A 17,239-nucleotide genomic window follows, 5' to 3' on the forward strand; every position below is an offset into this window, starting at 1 on the left:
CCGGCCCCGCCGCCGCCCGGCGCCCCCAAGGGCCCCGGCAAAGCGTCAGGGGCCCTTGGTAATGTGGAGAGGTCCCGGGAACGATTCGTCTTTCCGGGCTTTCGTGCTGTCCCCGCCTCGACAGCCGCCGTGCTCTGCCGGCGACGAGGACGGGACGGAGGAACCACCGCCTGAGGAGTCCCGAACAGATGAGCCTTAACGGATTGCGCGCGGCCCTGGCCGAGGATGCGTCCTACGCCCGCGTACGCACGAATGCCTCCCGGTCGGTGGACCAGCGCAGCGCGGATCTGCAGATCGGCGCTCCCGCGGGCCTGCGCGCACCGCTGATCGCGGAGATGGTCGACGGCCTGGCCGCCGCGGCCCCGTCGGCCGACGGCACCGGGGCCGTGCCCGTGGTGCTCGCGATCACCGCCACCGGCCGTGAGGCGGAGGACCTCGCCGCGGCGCTGCGCAGCTACCTGCCCGAGAGTGCCATCGAGGAGTTCCCCAGCTGGGAGACCCTGCCCCACGAACGGCTCTCGCCGCGCTCCGACACCGTGGGACGCCGCCTGTCCGTCCTGCGCCGCCTCGCCCACCCGGACGGTTCGCCCGTCAAGGTCATCGCGGCGCCCATCCGCGCCGTCGTGCAGCCGCTCGTCGCCGGGCTCGGCGACCTGGAGCCCGTGGCCCTGAAGGTCGGCGACGAGGTGGCGTTCTCCGACGTCGTGAAGGCCCTCTCCGACGCCGCCTACGCGCGCGTGGACATGGTCACGCACCGCGGCGAGTTCGCCGTGCGCGGCGGCATCATCGACGTCTTCCCGCCCACCGAGGACCACCCCATCCGCGTCGACTTCTTCGGCGACGAGGTGGACCAGATGCGCTGGTTCGCCGTCGCCGACCAGCGCTCCCTCACCACCGGCGAGCCGCCGGTCGCCCTGTACGCACCGCCGTGCCGCGAGATCCTCATCACGCCCTCGGTCATGTCCCGGGCCGCGAAGCTGCAGTCCGAGCTGCCGGCCGCCGCGGCCATGCTCGAGAAGATCGCCGGCGGCATCGCCGTCGAGGGCATGGAGTCCCTCGCGCCCGTGCTCGTCGACGCCATGGTGCCCTTCGCGGGCGAGCTGCCCCCGGGATCGATCGCCGTCGTCATCGAACCCGAGAAGGTCCGGGCCCGCGCCCACGACCTCGCCGCCACCAACGAGGAGTTCCTCGCCGCAGCGTGGTCCACGGCGTCCGACGGCGGTGCCGCGCCCCTCGACCTGAGCGGCGGCCTGGGCACCGACCTGCAGGAGGCGAGCTTCCGCTCCCTCACCGACACCCGCTCCACAGCGCTCGCCAACTCCGTGGCCTGGTGGGGCATCACCTCCTTCGGCGCCGACGAGGAACTGAGCGACGTCGACAGCTTCACCCTGCACGCACGCGAACCCCGCGGCTACCAGGGCGACGTCGCCGAGATGATGGAGTTCATCGGTGGGCGGGTCCGCGACCAGTGGCGCGTCGTCGTCGCGACCGAGGGCCCCGGCCCGGCCCAGCGCCTCGCCGAGCTCTTCCACGACAACGACATCCCCGCGAGCCGCGTCGACTCCCTCGAGGGCACGCCGCAGGCCGGGATCATCGAGATCACCACGGCGTGCGCCGGCCGCGGCTTCGTGCTGGACGGTCTGAAGATCGGGCTGCTCACCGAGGCCGACCTGCTCGGCCGCACGAGTGCCGCGGGCACCCGCGACATGCGCAAGATGCCCTCGCGCCGCCGCAACGCCGTCGACCCCCTGCAGCTCAAGGAAGGCGACTTCGTGGTGCACGAGCAGCACGGCGTGGCGAAGTTCGTCGAGCTGCTGCAGCGCTCCACCGGCGCCGGGCCCACCCGCACCACGCGGGAGTACCTGGTGCTCGAGTACGCGCCGTCCAAGCGCGGCGCCCCCGGCGACCGCCTCTTCGTCCCCACCGACCAGCTCGACCAGGTGACCCGCTACGTGGGCGGCGACGCACCGGCCCTCAGCAAGATGGGCGGCTCGGACTGGAGCAAGACCAAGAACCAGGCCCGCAAGGCGGTCAAGGAGATCGCCGGCGAGCTCATCCGCCTCTACTCGGCGCGCATGGCCTCCCGCGGGCACGCCTTCGGGCCCGACACGCCCTGGCAGCGTGAGCTCGAGGAGGCGTTCCCCTACGTGGAGACGCCGGACCAGCTGACCACCATCAACGAGGTCAAGGCGGACATGGAGCGCGAGGTGCCGATGGACCGCCTCGTTTCGGGCGACGTCGGCTACGGCAAGACCGAGATCGCGGTGCGTGCCGCGTTCAAGGCGGTGCAGGACGGCAAGCAGGTGGCCGTGCTCGTGCCCACCACGCTGCTGGTGCAGCAGCACTTCGAGACGTTCTCCGAGCGGTTCTCCGGCTTCCCGGTGCGCGTCCGGGCGCTCTCACGCTTCCAGACGGCGAAGGAGTCCCGCGAGACGGCGGAGGGCCTCACCTCGGGCGCCGTCGACGTCGTGATCGGCACGCACCGGCTGCTGTCCAAGGAGATCACCTTCAAGGACCTCGGGCTCGTGATCGTGGACGAGGAGCAGCGGTTCGGCGTGGAGCACAAGGAGGCGCTGAAGAAGATGCGCACCAACGTGGACGTCCTCGCCATGAGTGCCACGCCGATCCCGCGCACCCTGGAGATGTCGCTGACCGGTATCCGCGAGACCTCCACGCTCGCCACCCCGCCGGAGGAACGCCACCCCGTGCTCACGTATGTGGGCCCGTACACGGACAAGCAGGCCTCCGCCGCGATCCGCCGGGAACTGATGCGCGAGGGCCAGGTGTTCTTCGTGCACAACCGGGTCTCGTCGATCGACCGCACCGCCGCGCACCTCAAGGAGCTCGTGCCCGAGGCGCGCGTCGCCGTCGCGCACGGGCAGATGACGGAGTCGCGGCTCGAGCAGATCATCGTGGACTTCTGGGAGAAGCGGTTCGACGTCCTGGTGTGCACCACGATCATCGAGACCGGCCTGGACATCTCCAACGCCAACACGCTGATCGTGGACCGCGCCGACTCCTACGGCCTGTCCCAGCTGCACCAGCTCCGCGGCCGCGTGGGCCGTGGACGGGAGCGGGCGTACGCGTACTTCCTGTATCCGTCGGAGAAGCCGCTCGGCGAGGTGGCGCTCGAGCGGCTGAAGGCCGTCGCGTCCCACAACGAGCTCGGCGCGGGCATGCAGCTGGCCATGAAGGACCTCGAGATCCGCGGGGCGGGCAACCTGCTCGGCGGCGAGCAGTCGGGCCACATCCAGGGCGTCGGGTTCGACCTCTACATCCGCCTCGTCGGTGAGGCCGTCGCGAACTTCCGCGGTGAGGCCGAGGAGAAGGCCGCCGAGATGAAGATCGAGCTGCCGGTCAACGCGCACCTGCCGCACGACTACGTGCCGGGGGAGCGGCTGCGCCTGGAGGCGTACCGCAAGCTGGCCGCGGCCGTCACGGACGAGGCGATCGACGCCGTCGTCGCCGAGCTGAAGGACCGCTACGGCGAGCCGCCCGCGGCGGTGGAGAACCTGATCGCCGTCGCGCGCTTCCGGGTCAGCGCCCGCGCGCTCGGCCTCACGGACGTGGCGCTGCAGGGCAACTTCATCAAGTTCGCCCCTGCCGAGCTGCCGGAGTCCAAGCAGATGCGGCTCACCCGGATGTACCCGGGGGCCGCCGTGAAGCCGGCGCTCAACGCGGTGCTCGTCCCGAAGCCGAAGACCGCAAGGATCGGCGGCCGGGACCTGGTGGACGCCGAGATCCTCGGCTGGGCGAAGGACGTGCTCGAGGCGGTGTTCACGCCCTAGCGGCCCGCGGGGTCGTCGTCGTTCCTGCTTTTCGGGCGTCGACCCCGCCAAAGGCGGCGTGTCGAGCCGCGACAGGCCCGCGACGCCGTGGAAACCATGAACGACGGCGGGCCCTGACAGAACAAGAGGCCGTCCCCGGGGGGACGGCCTCTTGTTCTGCCCGGCGGGAGTGCCGCCGTCGTTGCTAGGAGTTGACGCCCGCGGACGTCTCCTTCTCGGAGGTGCGGTTGCCCTCGGCCAGGTTGTAGCCGGTGTCCGCGCGTCCGAGGATCCCCTGCGGGACGAAGAACGCGAGGAACGCGAGCACGATGACCGCGGCCATGGGCCAGATGTTCTGCGGGGTGAACCAGGTCAGCAGGTACATGCCGAGCAGGAACATCCCGAACATGATCACGAACACCAGGATGTTCCCGACGAGGTGGCCCTTGCCGGCGTGGGCGGGCTGGGCCTCGGCGTTGGCTTCGTGTGACATGTGGGTCTCCTTGAGTACTGGATCTGCTGCGCCGTCAGTAGCCTGACGCGCCCTGTTCACCCTTAACGATAGCGACTCCGGAGCTCGCGCCGATACGCGTTGCTCCGGCGTCGATCATGGCGCGTGCATCCTCGAGCGAGCGGACGCCGCCGGAGGCCTTCACACCGAGGTCGGGGCCGACGGTCTTCCGCATGAGGGCGACGTCCTCGACCGTGGCGCCGCCACCGTTGAAGCCCGTGGAGGTCTTCACGAAGTCCGCCCCTGCCTGCACCGCGGCCTCGCACGCAAGCACTTTCTGCTCGTCCGTGAGCAGCGACGTCTCGATGATGACCTTCAGGATGGCGCCGTGCTCGTGGACGGCGTCGGCGACGGCCAGGATGTCCTCCACGAGGACGTCCTTCTCGCCGGCACGGGCGGCGGCGATGTTGATGACCATGTCGATCTCGTCGGCGCCGTCGGCCACGGCGCCGCGGGCCTCGAAGACCTTGGCCTCGGTGGTCGTGGCTCCGAGGGGGAAGCCGATGACCGAGCAGGTGAGGACGCCGGAATCCTTCACGGCGGTGCGCACGGTGCTGGCCCAGAGGGGATTGACGCAGACGGACTTGAACGAGTACTCGACCGCCTCGCGGCACACCGTGAGGATCTGCTCACGGCTGGCTTCGGGCTTGAGGAGCGTGTGGTCGATGTAGGAGGCGAGGGAAACGTCGTTAGGCATGCCCACCATCCTTCCATGTCGCCCGGGACCGGGGCGCCGCCGGGGAGACCCGTCACCCGCCGCCGGGTCAGAGGCCGAGTGCCTCGCCGACGTCGCGCCGCACGGCGTCGAGGCGCGCGCGGGCGGTGTCCTTGGCGCCGTCGAGCTCGGCTGCGGATCCGACGGGCTCCACGACCTCCAGGTAGCACTTGAGCTTCGGCTCCGTGCCGCTGGGCCGGATGATCACGCGGGTCTCGTTCTGCGTCAGGTACAGGAGGCCGTCCGTGGGCGGCAGCTGCGCGGACCCCGCGGCGAGGTCCTCGGCGACGCTCACGGGGGAGTCGGCGAACGACGACGGCGGGTTCTCGCGCAGCCGGTTCATCATCGCGCCGAGCAGCCCGAGGCTGCCGACCCGCACCGACAGCTGGTCCGAGGCGTGCAGGCCGTGCACCAGGAACGCGTCGTCCAGCAGGTCGAAGAGCGTGCGTCCGGCAGCCTTCGTGGCCGCCGCGAGCTCGGCCAGCAGGAGTCCTGCGGAGATGCCGTCCTTGTCGCGCACGAGCTCCGGCGCCACGCAGTACCCGAGGGCCTCCTCGTAGCCGAACGCGAGGTCGTGGACGCGGGCGATCCACTTGAACCCGGTGAGGGTCTGGGCGTGGTCGATGCCGCTGACGCCCGCGATCCGCCCGAGCAGGCGCGAGGAGACGATCGAGTTCGCGAAGACACCGGTGCGGGGAGTGTCGGTGCCGCCGTCGTGGGACGCGGTGAGGCGTGCGGCCAGGTGCAGGCCGAGGAGCGTGCCCACCTCGTCGCCGCGCAGCATCCGCCAGGCACCCGTGGCGGGCTCGCGGCCGGCGAGGGCCACGCGGTCGGCGTCGGGGTCGTTGGCGATCACGAGGTCCGCGCCCACCTGCGCCGCGGTCTCGAGCGCGAGGTCCAGGGCCCCGGGCTCCTCCGGGTTGGGGAAGGCGACGGTGGGGAAGTCCGGATCGGGTTCGGCCTGGCGTTCCACGAGGGTGACGTCGTCGAACCCGGCGGTGCTGAGGACCGCGTGCGCGGTGCGGCCGCCGACCCCGTGCAGGGGCGTCAGGACGATCTTCAGGTCGCGGTCCGCGATGGCCGGATCGGCGAGGGCGGCGACGGAGGCGACGTAGTCGGTCTCGATGCTCTCCGGCAGGACGGTCCAGCCGCCGGCCGCGAGTTCGATGCGCTCCACGGCGTCGATGCGGGCGGCGATCCCGGCGTCGTGCGGTGCCACGATCTGGACGCCGCGCGCGTCCTCCTCCACGGCACGCCCGCCCAGGTACACCTTGTACCCGTTGTCCTGCGGCGGGTTGTGGCTCGCGGTGACCATGATCCCCACCTCGCACGCCAGGGCGCGGATGGCGTAGGCGAGCACCGGCGTCGGCAGTTCGCGCGGCATCAGGAACGTCTCGATGCCGGCGGCGGTGAAGATGGCCGCGGTCTCCTCGGCGAAGATCCGCGAGTTGTGGCGTGCATCGAACCCGACGACGGCGCGCGGGGCATAGGCGCCCGCGGCGAGGTCGAGCGCGTGGGCGGCGACGCCCGCGGCAGCCCTGCGGACCACCACGCGGTTCATGCGGTTCGGCCCCGCACCCAGGGCCGCCCGCAGTCCGGCCGTGCCGAAGGCGAGCGGACCGGAGAACCTGTCGCGCAGGTCCTGTTCGGAGACCGCGGCGGAGGAGTCGCCGGCGCGGACGTGCGCGACGACCGCGCGGAGTTCCTCCGCCGTCTGCGGGTCCGGGTCCGCTGCGGCCCAGGCCTCCGCGGTGGCGAGCAGTGTGTCCAGTTCCGAGGTGGTCATGCGGGTCCCTAACGTGGGTCGGCGGATTTCGTCCCACGGGCGCCGGTCAGGTGGAGCCCGCGTGGTGCAGGTGGCTGTGCGCCGGAGACTAGATGGCGGCGACGATGTCGGCCAGCAGGCGCGAGATCCGTGGTCCGGCCGCCTGCCCGGCCTCGAGGACCTCGGCGTGGCTCAGCGGGATCGGGCTGATACCGGCGGCGAGGTTCGTGACGAGCGAGATGCCGAACACCTCCATGCCGGCGTGCCGGGCCGCGATGGCCTCGAGGGCGGTGGACATGCCCACGAGGTCGGCGCCGATCCGCTTGGCGTACTGCACCTCGGCGGGCGTCTCGTAGTGGGGTCCGGTGAACTGCGCGTACACGCCCTCCTCGAGGGTGGCATCCACCGTGCGGGCGAGGTCGCGGAGGCGGGAGGAGTAGAGGTCCGTCAGGTCCACGAATGTCGCGCCCTCGAGCGGGGAGGAGGCCGTGAGGTTGATGTGGTCGCTGATGAGCACCGGTGTGCCGGGCTGCCAGTGGTCCTTGAGGCCGCCGCAGCCGTTGGTGAGGATCATCGTCGTCGCGCCGGCGGCCGCCGCGGTCCGCACGCCGTGCACCACGGCCCGGACGCCCTTGCCCTCGTAGAAGTGCGTCCGCGCACCGAGCACGAGGGCGCGCTTGCCGTTCGGCGTGAGCACGGAGCGGATGGTCCCGGTGTGGCCGACGACGGCGGGGGCCGAGAAGCCGGGGATGTCGGCGGCGTCGAGGGTGTGCGTGGTCTCGCCGATCAGCTCGGCCGCCTCACCCCAGCCGGAACCGAGGACGAGGGCGGTGTCGTGCCGGTCGATGCCGGTTGCACGGGCGATGTGGTCGGCAGCGTCGCGGGCCAGGTCAAAAGGATCAGAAGTCACCGATACAACTTACCCTCTGCGTAAACGGGCGGACCACAGGGCCGAACGGGCCGATCCCCGTACCTGCCGCCGTACCGGCGTGTCAGTGGTATGGGCAATAATCGAACGGTGACGAACCAACTCGACTTCAGCTCACTGCGCCTGGCGATCCTCGGCGGCGGACCCGGCGGCTACGAAGCGGCGATGGTCGCTTCCTCGCTCGGCGCGAAGGTCACCATCGTGGAACGGAAGGGCCTCGGCGGCTCCGCCGTCCTCACGGACGTCGTGCCGTCCAAGACCCTCATCGCGACGGCGGACACCATGACGCGCTTCACGGACGCGAGCGGGCTCGGCGTGCATTTCTCCGCCGACAGCGCCGTGTACGCGGACCTGGACAAGGTCAACCAGCGGCTGCTGAACCTCGCCCTCGAGCAGTCCTCGGACATCCGGGCCACCCTCGAACGCCTCGGCGTGCGCGTGCTCATCGGCACCGGCAAGCTGCTCGACGACCACCGGCTCGAGGTCCAGGCCGACGGTGAGACCACCATCGTCGAGGCCGACGCCGTGCTGCTCGCGGTCGGCTCGACGCCGCGCGAACTGCCGAGCGCCATGCCCGACGGCGAGCGGATCTTCAACTGGACCCAGCTCTACAACCTCCGCGAGATCCCCGAGCACCTGATCGTCGTCGGCTCGGGCGTCACGGGGGCGGAGTTCGCCAGCGCCTACAACGGACTCGGCTCGAAGGTCACGCTCATCTCCAGCCGCGACCGCGTGCTCCCGGGGGAGGACGCCGACGCCGCCGAGGTGCTCGAGGGCGTGTTCAAGGACCGCGGCATGACCGTCCTGTCCCGCTCGCGGGCCAATGCCGTCGAGCGCACCGACACCGGCGTGATCGTGACCCTCGGTGACGGCAGCACAGTGGAGGGCAGCCACTGCCTCGTCGCCGTCGGGGCCGTCCCCAACACCACCGGGATCGGCCTCGAGGAGGCCGGTGTCGCCGTCAGCGAGTCCGGCCACATCCAGGTGGACGGCGTCTCGCGCACCACGGCGCCCAACGTCTACGCGGCGGGGGACTGCACCGGCGTCTTCGCCCTCGCCTCGGTGGCCGCGATGCAGGGCCGGATCGCCATCGCCCACCTCATGGGCGATTCCGTGAGCCCCATCAAGCTCAAGCAGGTCGCCTCGAACATCTTCACCTCCCCGGAGATCGCCACGGTGGGCGTGACCGAGGAGGACATCGAGTCCGGCCGCTACCAGGGGGACATCGTGAAGCTCTCCCTGCACACGAACGCCCGCGCGAAGATGATGAACGTCAAGGACGGCTTCGTGAAGGTGATCTCGCGCAAGGGCTCCGGCACGGTGATCGGCGGCGTCGTCGTGGGGCCGCGCGCCTCCGAGCTGATCTTCCCGCTCGCGCTCGCCGTGACCAAGAAGCTGCACGTCGACGACGTCGCGAACACCTTCACGGTGTACCCGTCGCTCACCGGTTCCATCTCGGAGGCGGCACGGCGCCTGCACGTCCGGCTCTGACGGTCCACCGCCGATCGCGCCCGGTGCGCGGTCGGCTGCTCGCCGAGGTTCCCGGCGTCCAGCATGTGGACACGTTTATCCACCTGATGGACGCCGGTGGTCAGATATTGGGGTTCAAGTGAAGCGTGGGCGCCGTGCTGTGGAGGGTTCGTACCTGCCGCGGCGGTGCCTCGTTATGAGAAAGCCGCAGCCATGACCTCCTCCACCTCCGCTGGTGCCAGCGGAACCACGAAGCCACTGAACTCCCGGGGCAAGGTGATCTTCGCCAGCCTCATCGGGACCACGATCGAGTTCTACGACTTCTACATCTATGCCACGGCCGCGGTCCTCGTGTTCCCGTCGCTGTTCTTCCCCAACCAGACGTCCGCCAACCAGCTCCTGAGCTCGTTCGCCGTCTTCGGCGTCGCTTTCGTCGCCCGCCCGCTCGGATCCATCGTGTTCGGCCACTTCGGCGACAAGATCGGCCGCAAGGCCACCCTCGTCGCGTCGCTGCTCACCATGGGTATCGCCACGTTCCTCATCGGCCTGCTGCCCGCGGCCACGAACGAGGGCTGGGTCCTCCTCGCACCACTGCTGCTCGTGGTCCTGCGCTTCCTCCAGGGACTCGCACTCGGCGGCGAGTGGAGCGGTGCCGCGCTGCTGGCCACCGAGAACGCGCCCGAGGGCAAGCGCGCCGTCTACGGCACCTTCCCGCAGCTCGGCGCGCCGATCGGCTTCATCCTCGCCAACCTGCTGTTCGTCCTGCTGAGCAGCACGCTGAGCCCGGAGCAGTTCCTCGAGTGGGGCTGGCGCGTGCCGTTCCTGCTGAGCGCGGTCATGGTGATCATCGGCCTCTACGTGCGGCTCAAGCTCATCGAGAGCGCCTCCTTCCAGAAGGTCCAGAAGGAGGGCAAAGTGGTCAAGGTCCCGCTGGGCACCACCTTCCGCCTCCACTGGCGTGCGCTGATCCTCGGCACCTTCATCATGTTCGCGACCTACGTGCTCTTCTACTTCATGACCGCCTTCACGCTGACCTACGGAACAGCGCCGTCGAGCCTGGAGCAGGCACAGGCCCGGGCGGAAGCAGCCGGCAAGGAGTTCACCGCGGCGCAGGAGGCCGCCTTCGTGCCGGGCCTCGGCATGGCGCGGACCGACTTCCTGTGGATGCTCATCATCGGCGTCGTGTTCTTCGGTATCTTCACGATCGTCTCCGGCCCCCTCGCCGAGCGCTTCGGCCGCCGCAAGATGCTCCTCGCCACGACCGTCGGCATCGCGATCTTCGGGCTCCTCTGGGCGCCGCTGTTTGGCGCAGGAACCCTCGGGGCCATGGCCCTGCTGATCATCGGGTTCATCCTCATGGGACTCACCTTCGGCCCCATGGCCGCCGTGCTGCCCGAGTTGTTCCCCGCCAACGTCCGCTACACGGGCTCCGCCGTGGCCTACAACGTGTCGAGCATGATCGGGGCGGCACCCGCCTCCTTCATCGCTGTCGCGCTGTGGCAGGCAGCCGGTGGCAGCACCGTCCTCGTCGGCGCCTACCTGACGGTCGCGGCAGTCGCGACGTTCATCGCGCTCTACATCTCGCGGGAGACCCGGGACAACGACTACGAGAACAACGTCGCCTGATCCACCGGCCCTGAGCCGTCCGACGGCGCTGCACCCATCCGGGTGCGGCGCCGTCGTCGTTTTCGGCCTGCCCGGCCCGCCACTCGCCGTCGTTCCCGGTCTTCGCGGCCGCCGCCCGCCGTCGTTCCCGGTTTTCGGGGTGATTCAGCGTGTCGGGGCTCAACATGCCGGGCCTCCGGGCAGTTCCACCTCAAAAGCCGGGAACGACGGAGGGTGTCCGGCAGGCAGGCAGGCAGGGAGGCAGAGCGGGCAGCCCGTCAGGCGGGGAGTAGGCAGGGTGGGCAAGCACGACAGATGGTTAGGCAGAGCGGGGGACCGGCCGTGGGAATGCTTCAGGCACCGGCGGCGGCGATCCCGGGGACTGTCGACCGCCCCCGGGTCTGCGCGGCGCAGAACGGCCCGGGACTGCCGACTCCGGAACTACCACCAGGGCGCCGTGCCTACCCGGGATGGGGCGCCGCCGTCATTCCCGCGCCCGCGACGCCACCCGTAGACTGGAAGGAAAGGTGGCTTACCGATTCCTCGAGCGCGCACGGACGGCGTGCGCCCGGAAGCGGTCAAACGGGGTCGTGGAAGCGGGTGACATGGAGCAGCAGGCGCTGGCGGGTCGGTACGCGCTCGGAGAGCGCATCGGGTCCGGCGGAATGGCGGACGTCTTCACGGCGCGTGACACACGGCTCGAGCGCGACGTCGCCGTCAAGGTCTTCCGGCCGGGCACAGCCGACGGGCTCGAGCGCGGCTCCGCGGAGGCGCGAATGCTCGCGGGCCTCGACCACCCCGGACTCGTGCGCGTCCTGGACATGGACAGCGGTGAGCACTCCGACGAGGGCGCCTATCTGGTCATGGAACTCGTCGAGGGCCCCGACCTCAGGGACCTGCTCAGGAGCGGGGGCCCGCTCGGCCAGGAGGACGTCCGGGTCCTCGCGCTGGACCTCGCGCGTACGCTGCAGTACATCCACGGCCGCGGGATCGTGCACCGTGACATCAAGCCGTCGAACATCCTCACCCGGCAGGCCGATCCCGACAGCGGCCTGTTCCGCTACCTCCTCACCGACTTCGGGATCGCCCGGTTCTTCGACGGTACGCGCGTGACGGCCACGGGCCAGGTCATCGGGAGTGCCGCCTACTTCAGCCCGGAACAGACTCGGGGCGACGGCGTGGGGCAGCCCTCGGACATCTACTCGCTCGGACTGGTGATGATCGAGGCCCTTACCGGTGACCGTGCGTTCCCCGGCACCGGAGTGGAGAGCGCACTGGCCCGGCTGCACCGGAGCCCGTCGATCCCGCACTCCGCCGGTCCGGCGCTCTCGGCGCTCCTGGTCTCCATGACCCTCGACGGGCCGGGCGACAGGCCCGATGCCGCCCAGGTGGTCCGGGCGTTGACAGCCATGGGCCCTCAGCGACAGGAGCACACCTCGGCGACGACTGTCCTTCCCGTCCCCGAGGCATCGACGGAAGCCATGCCTCCCGTCGGCCGGACGGGCGGGCGCACGCTGCCGACCATCGCCTTCCCGGCTGCGGAGTTCCCCGCAACGGCTCAGGACCATCTCCCGGGCACAGCTGACGACGACGGAACGGCCCTCGCCGGCACTGCACCCGCTGCGGGCGGCACGGCCGTGGGTTCGACGGGCACGGATGCAGGTACGGTCTCCGACGACGGGACCGCTGTAGCTGACACCGGCCCGACCCACCTGTCGTCCTCTGCTGCGTCCGTGCGACCGTCGAGCCCGATCCGTGGGGGGCGTCCCATGGTTCCTCTACTGGCGGAGCCGGGCGCGGCCGGCGCGACGACCGGGACCGAGCCGGGCGATCCTGGCGTGCGGGCCGACAGGAACCCGTCGGCACGTGCAGGTTCGACCCCCGGGCGTCGTCGTTCCGCATGGCTGGTCGGCGCGTTGGCCGTAATCGTCCTGGCAGCAGCCTTCTGGGTCGCCGTCCTGCTGTTCGGCGGTGAGCCCTCGCCGGCCATCGAGCCCCTGCCCGCCGTACCGGGCGAGACGGGGCAGAGACTGCAGGAACTCTACGAAAGCGTGCAGCCATGAGCGGTACCACCAGGCCCCGGGCGGCACTGCTGATCGCCGCCGCCTTCCTGCTGGCGGGATGCGGGACTCCGGCGATCGACGCCGCGACGGCCGGGGAGCTCCAGGAGGACGTGCGCACCATCGCCGCCACAGCCGCTGCGGGTGACACCGGCGAGGCGATCGCGCTCGCGCAGGGCCTGAAGCGGGACGTGGACGGCGCCCGCACCGCCGGCACCATCACCGAGGAACGGGCCACCGAGATCGGGGCGCGACTGGACGCGGTGATCGCAGCGCTCCAGGCGGGGCAGGTGCCGGCCGACGACGGAAGCACGGACCTGTCCACCCAGGCACCGGTCGATGAACCCACCGAGCAGGCACCGACAGAGACGACGCCGACCGAGACGACGCCGGCCGAGACGGGTGCCCCGGTACCGCAGCCCACTCCCACGGAGACCACACCGGCTCCTGTGGAGCCGGCACCGGCCCCGACGACGGCTGAGACCACGGATCCGGGTGCCGACGAAGCAGGCGTGGGCTCCGTTCCCGGTGGCGATGGAGGCAAAGCAGCGGACAAGGCTGCCGATAAGGCGGAGAAGGCGGCCGAGCAGCAGCGCAAGGCCGAGGAGAAGGCGGAGAAGGCCCGCGGGAATTCGGGGAACAACGGCAACGGCAACGGCAACGGCAACGGCAACGGCAAGGGTGGCGAGGACGGCTGAGCGGCGTCGTCCCCGTCGTTGACCCTGGAGCGGTGAAGCTCGGCCGGGCGAAGCCTCTGGCTGCAGACGCAGGAAGCGCCGGGTGGAGGTGCAGTCCACCCGGCGCTTCCCGGTCAATCTGGCGGTGCGGCTGGTACAGCGCTTCAGGCGCTGGACCAGCTTGTTGCTCTAGAAGGTCAGGTCCGAGGGCAACGACCACAAAGTGTGTCGATGACAAGCCCGTGACCTGAGGCTGATCTCAGCTGATGCCAAGACGGTTCGAGCTTTTCCGATTAAGGTTTGCCGTTGGCCCGGTAGAGGAATGCGGCCATCGCGTCGCGGTTGACGGGTTGCAGGGCCCGGTAGGTGCGGGTCCCGTTGCCTTCTGCCCAGCCGGTGCTGATGCCTTGGCCTGCGAGCCAGGACATCTCCTTGTAGAACTGCTGGTTCGTGGCAACGTCCGCGAACGGCGAGACCGTAGGCGGTGTGTAGGTGGGGGAGCCGGCTGCGCGGTAGAGGAATGCGGCCATCGCGTCCCGGTTGACGGGTTGCAGGGCCCGGTAGGTGCGGGTCCCGTTGCCTTCTGCCCAGCCGGTGCTGATGCCTTGGCCTGCGAGCCAGGACATCTCCTTGTAGAACTGCTGGTTCGTGGCAACGTCCGCGAACGGCGAGACCGTAGGCGGTGTGTAGGTGGGGGAGCCGGCTGCGCGGTAGAGGAATGCGGCCATCGCGTCCCGGTTGACGGGTTGCAGGGCCCGGTAGGTGCGGGTCCCGTTGCCTTCTGCCCAGCCGGTGCTGATGCCTTGGCCTGCGAGCCAGGACATCTCCTTGTAGAACAACTGGTTCGTGCTCACATCCGCGAACGGCGACACCGCAGGGGGCGCATACGGTGCTCCCGCATTGTTGAACGTGGTCGTCCATTCGGTGACCGCATTCGGTGCCAGGACGTAGCCGGTGGTGGCGCGGGCGGTCACGGTGAGGGTCCCGGTGCCGGGGTAGGTGCCGGCCGCGACAACCTTGCCTGCGACCTGGTATTCGACTCCGGTGGTGGTGGGGATGGTGTAGGTGTCGTCCTTAATGCCGTCCTTGTCCGTGAACACCACCGCGGTCGGGGTGACCTGGAGCGGGGTGGTCTTGAACGTGGTCGTCCATTCGGTGACCGCATTCGGTGCCAGGACGTAGCCGGTGGTGGCGCGGGCGGTCACGGTGAGGGTCCCGGTGCCGGGGTAGGTGCCGGCCGCGACAACCTTGCCTGCGACCTGGTATTCGACTCCGGTGGTGGTGGGGATGGTGTAGGTGTCGTCCTTAATGCCGTCCTTGTCCGTGAACACCACCGCGGTCGGGGTGACCTGGAGCGGGGTGGTCTTGAACGTGGTCGTCCATTCGGTGACCGCATTCGGTGCCAGGACGTAGCCGGTGGTGGCGCGGGCGGTCACGGTGAGGGTCCCGGTGCCGGGGTAGGTGCCGGCCGCGACAACCTTGCCTGCGACCTGGTATTCGACTCCGGTGGTGGTGGGGATGGTGTAGGTGTCGTCCTTAATGCCGTCCTTGTCCGTGAACACCACCGCGGTCGGGGTGACCTGGAGCGGGGTGGTCTTGAACGTGGTCGTCCATTCGGTGACCGCATTCGGTGCCAGGACGTAGCCGGTGGTGGCGCGGGCGGTCACGGTGAGGGTCCCGGTGCCGGGGTAGGTGCCGGCCGCGACAACCTTGCCTGCGACCTGGTATTCGACTCCGGTGGTGGTGGGGATGGTGTAGGTGTCGTCCTTAATGCCGTCCTTGTCCGTGAACACCACCGCGGTCGGGGTGACCTGGAGCGGGGTGGGAGTCGCCCTAGCGGTGACTGTAAGTGTTGCCAGGGTCTGGAAGAAGATGGAGGTGTTTCCGAGGGTGTCAGTCAGGGGGTAGAGAGTTACTTCCCATTTCCCTGGTGCGGAGCCTTCGGGGATTGTGACTGTGCGTTCCCAGGTGCCGTCTTGGGTTGTTCCCGAGACGAGGCTCATTGCCCCGAATCCGAAGCTTTGATCAGTGGTGGTGTGACTGACCGTGATCGTTGGAGGTCGAACTCCGGTCTGGTCACGGAGCTGTGCGGTGATTTTCGCGGTCCTAGGGCCGCTCTCGAGGTTCAGCTCCGTGGGCGTGACTGAGGAACTGACAAGGGCCGGCCCACTGGTATCAGAAATAGCGCCGGTGACTGTAAGTGTTGCCAGGGTCTGGAAGAAGATGGAGGTGTTTCCGAGGGTGTCAGTCAGGGGGTAGAGAGTTACTTCCCATTTCCCTGGTGCGGAGCCTTCGGGGATTGTGACTGTGCGTTCCCAGGTGCCGTCTTGGGTTGTTCCCGAGACGAGGCTCATTGCCCCGAATCCGAAGCTTTGATCAGTGGTGGTGTGACTGACCGTGATCGTTGGAGGTCGAACTCCGGTCTGGTCACGGAGCTGTGCGGTGATTTTCGCGGTCCTAGGGCCGCTCTCGAGGTTCAGCTCCGTGGGCGTGACTGAGGAACTGACAAGGGCCGGCCCACTGGTATCAGAAATAGCGCCGGTGACTGTAAGTGTTGCCAGGGTCTGGAAGAAGATGGAGGTGTTTCCGAGGGTGTCAGTCAGGGGGTAGAGAGTTACTTCCCATTTCCCTGGTGCGGAGCCTTCGGGGATTGTGACTGTGCGTTCCCAGGTGCCGTCTTGGGTTGTTCCCGAGACGAGGCTCATTGCCCCGAATCCGAAGCTTTGATCAGTGGTGGTGTGACTGACCGTGATCGTTGGAGGTCGAACTCCGGTCTGGTCACGGAGCTGTGCGGTGATTTTCGCGGTCCTAGGGCCGCTCTCGAGGTTCAGCTCCGTGGGCGTGACTGAGGAACTGACAAGGGCCGGCCCACTGGTATCAGAAATAGCCGCCGTGGTCTTGAATGTGGTCGTCCATTCGGTGACCGCATTCGGTGCCAGGACGTAGCCGGTGGTGGCGCGGGCGGTCACGGTGAGGGTCCCGGTGCCGGGGTAGGTGCCGGCCGCGACAACCTTGCCTGCGACCTGGTATTCGACTCCGGTGGTGGTGGGGATGGTGTAGGTGTCGTCTTTGGTGCCGTCCTTGTCCGTGAACACCACCGCGGTCGGGGTGACCTGGAGCGGGGTGGTCTTGAACGTGGTCGTCCATTCGGTGACCGCATTCGGTGCCAGGACGTAGCCGGTGGTGGCGCGGGCGGTCACGGTGAGGGTCCCGGTGCCGGGGTAGGTGCCGGCCGCGACAACCTTGCCTGCGACCTGGTATTCGACTCCGGTGGTGGTGGGGATGGTGTAGGTGTCGTCCTTGATGCCGTCCTTGTCCGTGAACACCACCGCGGTCGGGGTGACTGGACCAATCACGAAGGTTGCTGCAGTGTAGTCGAGCGTCGCAGGACGCGTATCCCGCATCCCTGTCGGATTCTTGTAGATGGTGCCATTGGGCACATAACTGATCTGGCTGTTGTCGTTAGTTATGGAAATCGACGTGAAGTTGATTGGGCCAGCCGCCCACGAAGAATCAACGGTCGCCGTTGCAGTCCCGGATAGAGCTGGAGTTTCGTAATCGTCCCAGCGAGCTTGATGGTTTCGCCCCAACATGTCATCGAAGCTGAATACGACCGATCTCACGGGGACGTCCTGTACTTCCCAGTCGAAGGTCACCGTGCTGCCAACATCCGCGGTTGAGGGGGATGTCCGGGAGAAACCCATCAACGACGGCGGAACCGAAGTGTCAGAAGGGTTGGAG

Annotated in this window: 10 protein-coding genes; 5 read left to right on the plus strand and 5 right to left on the minus strand. The window is 69.1% G+C overall.

Features of this window, described 5'->3' with window-relative positions:
- Nucleotides 1-188 precede the first annotated feature (188 nt).
- The gene (gene mfd, locus QFZ50_RS02675) at nucleotides 189-3,788 is read left to right on the plus strand and encodes a transcription-repair coupling factor (RefSeq protein WP_307081661.1); all 3,600 of its coding nucleotides are present in this window, start codon (nucleotides 189-191) and stop codon (nucleotides 3,786-3,788) included.
- A 184-nt stretch (nucleotides 3,789-3,972) separates the two neighbouring features.
- Here mfd and QFZ50_RS02680 read toward each other — a convergent pair whose 3' ends face one another.
- The 4 genes from QFZ50_RS02680 to QFZ50_RS02695 form a co-directional block, all read right to left on the minus strand.
- A complete protein-coding gene (locus tag QFZ50_RS02680) occupies nucleotides 3,973-4,260 on the minus strand; it encodes a hypothetical protein (protein ID WP_307081663.1) in 288 nt (95 codons plus the stop codon).
- Between the two features lie 34 nt (nucleotides 4,261-4,294).
- Complete coding sequence (deoC, locus tag QFZ50_RS02685) at nucleotides 4,295-4,975, minus strand: deoxyribose-phosphate aldolase (protein WP_307081665.1); 681 nt, start codon at nucleotides 4,973-4,975, stop codon at nucleotides 4,295-4,297.
- A gap of 67 nt (nucleotides 4,976-5,042) precedes the next feature.
- Nucleotides 5,043-6,779 carry a phospho-sugar mutase gene (locus QFZ50_RS02690; protein WP_307081667.1) on the minus strand — a complete coding sequence of 579 codons (1,737 nt, stop codon included), beginning with the start codon at nucleotides 6,777-6,779 and terminating at the stop codon, nucleotides 5,043-5,045.
- Between the two features lie 88 nt (nucleotides 6,780-6,867).
- Nucleotides 6,868-7,668, minus strand: a complete 801-nt coding sequence (locus QFZ50_RS02695) for a purine-nucleoside phosphorylase (RefSeq protein ID WP_307081669.1) — start codon at nucleotides 7,666-7,668, stop codon at nucleotides 6,868-6,870.
- A 108-nt stretch (nucleotides 7,669-7,776) separates the two neighbouring features.
- Here QFZ50_RS02695 and QFZ50_RS02700 point away from each other — a divergent pair, with 108 nt between their 5' ends.
- From QFZ50_RS02700 to QFZ50_RS02715, 4 genes are all read left to right on the plus strand, one after another.
- The gene (locus QFZ50_RS02700) at nucleotides 7,777-9,177 is read left to right on the plus strand and encodes an NAD(P)H-quinone dehydrogenase (RefSeq protein WP_307081671.1); all 1,401 of its coding nucleotides are present in this window, start codon (nucleotides 7,777-7,779) and stop codon (nucleotides 9,175-9,177) included.
- Nucleotides 9,178-9,369: 192 nt separating this feature from the next.
- Nucleotides 9,370-10,782 carry an MFS transporter gene (locus QFZ50_RS02705; RefSeq protein ID WP_307081673.1) on the plus strand — a complete coding sequence of 471 codons (1,413 nt, stop codon included), beginning with the start codon at nucleotides 9,370-9,372 and terminating at the stop codon, nucleotides 10,780-10,782.
- Between the two features lie 506 nt (nucleotides 10,783-11,288).
- Nucleotides 11,289-12,824 carry a serine/threonine protein kinase gene (locus tag QFZ50_RS02710; RefSeq protein ID WP_307081675.1) on the plus strand — a complete coding sequence of 512 codons (1,536 nt, stop codon included), beginning with the start codon at nucleotides 11,289-11,291 and terminating at the stop codon, nucleotides 12,822-12,824.
- The gene (locus QFZ50_RS02715; RefSeq protein WP_307081679.1) at nucleotides 12,821-13,519 is read left to right on the plus strand and encodes a hypothetical protein; all 699 of its coding nucleotides are present in this window, start codon (nucleotides 12,821-12,823) and stop codon (nucleotides 13,517-13,519) included. Before QFZ50_RS02710 ends, QFZ50_RS02715 begins: the two co-directional genes overlap by 4 nt.
- A 272-nt stretch (nucleotides 13,520-13,791) precedes the next feature.
- Here the strand turns inward: QFZ50_RS02715 and QFZ50_RS02720 are convergent, their stop codons facing one another.
- On the minus strand, nucleotides 13,792-16,854 hold the full coding sequence (locus tag QFZ50_RS02720; protein ID WP_307081682.1) for an S-layer homology domain-containing protein: 3,063 nt from the start codon (nucleotides 16,852-16,854) through the stop codon (nucleotides 13,792-13,794).
- Nucleotides 16,855-17,239 lie beyond the last annotated feature (385 nt).

This window comes from Arthrobacter agilis (genome assembly GCF_030816075.1).
In the GTDB taxonomy this organism is placed as follows: domain Bacteria; phylum Actinomycetota; class Actinomycetes; order Actinomycetales; family Micrococcaceae; genus Arthrobacter_D; species Arthrobacter_D agilis_E.

Excerpts from the sequence above, each read along its gene's own strand:
- mfd (WP_307081661.1), top strand. The coding sequence starts at position 189 with ATGAGCCTTAACGGATTGCGCGCGGCCCTGGCCGAGGATGCGTCCTAC.
- QFZ50_RS02680 (WP_307081663.1), bottom strand. The coding sequence starts at position 4,260 with ATGTCACACGAAGCCAACGCCGAGGCCCAGCCCGCCCACGCCGGCAAG.
- deoC (WP_307081665.1), bottom strand. The coding sequence starts at position 4,975 with ATGCCTAACGACGTTTCCCTCGCCTCCTACATCGACCACACGCTCCTC.
- QFZ50_RS02690 (WP_307081667.1), bottom strand. The coding sequence starts at position 6,779 with ATGACCACCTCGGAACTGGACACACTGCTCGCCACCGCGGAGGCCTGG.
- QFZ50_RS02705 (WP_307081673.1), top strand. The coding sequence starts at position 9,370 with ATGACCTCCTCCACCTCCGCTGGTGCCAGCGGAACCACGAAGCCACTG.
- QFZ50_RS02715 (WP_307081679.1), top strand. The coding sequence starts at position 12,821 with ATGAGCGGTACCACCAGGCCCCGGGCGGCACTGCTGATCGCCGCCGCC.